This is a genomic window from Protofrankia sp. CiP1_Cm_nod3, from assembly GCF_982290655.1.
Map to the genome: position 1 here is coordinate 4,250 of NZ_CEVIVD010000056.1, position 1,408 is coordinate 5,657.

Consider the following 1,408-nt stretch of genomic DNA (forward strand, 5'->3'; position numbering starts at 1 on the left):
CTCCTCGGCACGCCGGCGAACATCGGCTACATGTCCGGCGCACTCAAACACTTCTTCGACCAAGCCTAATTACCATTACCCCTGTTTGGACGCCACCGTCGGCCGCCCTTACACGCTGTACGTGCATGGCAACAACGACACGATGGGTGCGGTGCGGGCGGTGGAGTCGATCGCGACCGGCCTGGGCTGGCGACGGTTGCGCGAGCCGGTGACGGTAATCGGTACCCCGGATGCGAAGGACCGGGATGCCTGCTGGGAGCTGGGCGCCAGCACGGCGGCGAGTCTGATGCCGTAGCGCTCGGGTCTGGTGGGTATCGAGGAGGATTCATGCGCCATGCATGAAAGTGTGGTAGCGTGAACAGATGAGCGAGTCCGCCGACCTGGGCATCATCCAGGTGCGTGATGTCGATCCGACGACGCTCGCGGTCCTCCGCGAGCGCGCTAGATCGCTCGGCCAGTCACTGTCCGGGTACCTGCGGGACCTGATGGATGCCGACGCGGCTACGGAGACCAACGCCGAGGTCATCGCCCGCATCGCCCGCGACAGGGAACCGGTGGAGCTCACCATGGACGACATCCTCGCGGCGCGCGACGCGGGGCGGCGTTGACCCTCACGTACGTGGTTGACTGCTCGCTCGTCATCGATGTGCTGTCCGTGCGCAATGGCGACGAGGTGCTCCGGCAGCGCCTGTCCGCCCCGCGCACGCTGCACGCCCCGCACCATCTCGACGTCGAGGTCGCGTCAACAGTCCGCGGGCTTGCCGGCGGAAAGAAGATCACGGACCATCGCGGCGAGCAGATGCTGGCTGACTACGCGCGCCTGCGGATCACCCGTCATCCGGTCTGGCCCTACCACCCCCGGATGTGGGAGCTACGGCACAACCTCGGCGCCTACGACGCCGCCTACATCGCGCTCGCCGAAGCACTTGGCTGCGAACTGCTCACAGGCGACACCAAGCTCAAGAACGCTGCCGGACACCGCGCGACGGTCATCGTCACCCGGTAAAGGATCAGGCAGACTTCGACGGGTGTCCATTCAGGGGTGTGCGCCCCAGCACCCTGATGTTGATGTTGGTTTAGGCGGCGAGGGGCATGCTGGGAGCTGGGGGCCATGGTGGCCGCGCGCCTGATGCCGTAGCTGACCGCTAGTGGTCGAGCGTTCCGACTCGACCAGACGGGTGGTCGTGAGGAACGACGGGCGGTGACCAGGGTCGGGGTGTAGCTGTGTTGTGGTGGCGGGGCGAGGGTGTCGGTGGGTGTCGGTAGGGTGCGGCCATGTCGAGTCCGTCCACGCCTCATGACGCGGTGTTTCGCCGGATTTTGGGGACGCCGTCGAACGCGGCGTCACAGTTGCGTGCGGTGCTGCCGCCGGGGCTGGTGGCCCGGCTTGATCTGGACCAGCTGGCGC

3 protein-coding genes and 1 pseudogene are annotated in these 1,408 nt (G+C 66.7%); all 4 read left to right on the forward strand.

Annotation, left to right across the window (positions count from 1 at the left end; all coding sequences use genetic code 11):
- Positions 1 to 295, forward strand: a pseudogene (locus tag AC5LUJ_RS12760) (flavodoxin family protein); the annotation flags it as partial.
- Positions 296 to 362: 67 nt separating this feature from the next.
- The gene (locus tag AC5LUJ_RS12765; RefSeq protein WP_250282741.1) at positions 363 to 608 is read left to right on the forward strand and encodes a hypothetical protein; all 246 of its coding nucleotides are present in this window, start codon (positions 363 to 365) and stop codon (positions 606 to 608) included.
- Positions 605 to 1,006, forward strand: a complete 402-nt coding sequence (locus AC5LUJ_RS12770) for a type II toxin-antitoxin system VapC family toxin (RefSeq protein WP_250291777.1) — start codon at positions 605 to 607, stop codon at positions 1,004 to 1,006. The genes AC5LUJ_RS12765 and AC5LUJ_RS12770 overlap by 4 nt, the downstream gene beginning before the upstream one ends.
- 269 nt (positions 1,007 to 1,275) lie before the next feature.
- Positions 1,276 to 1,408, forward strand: a 133-nt coding sequence (locus tag AC5LUJ_RS12775; protein WP_493464991.1) for an Rpn family recombination-promoting nuclease/putative transposase, incomplete at its 3' end; no start/stop codon positions are given.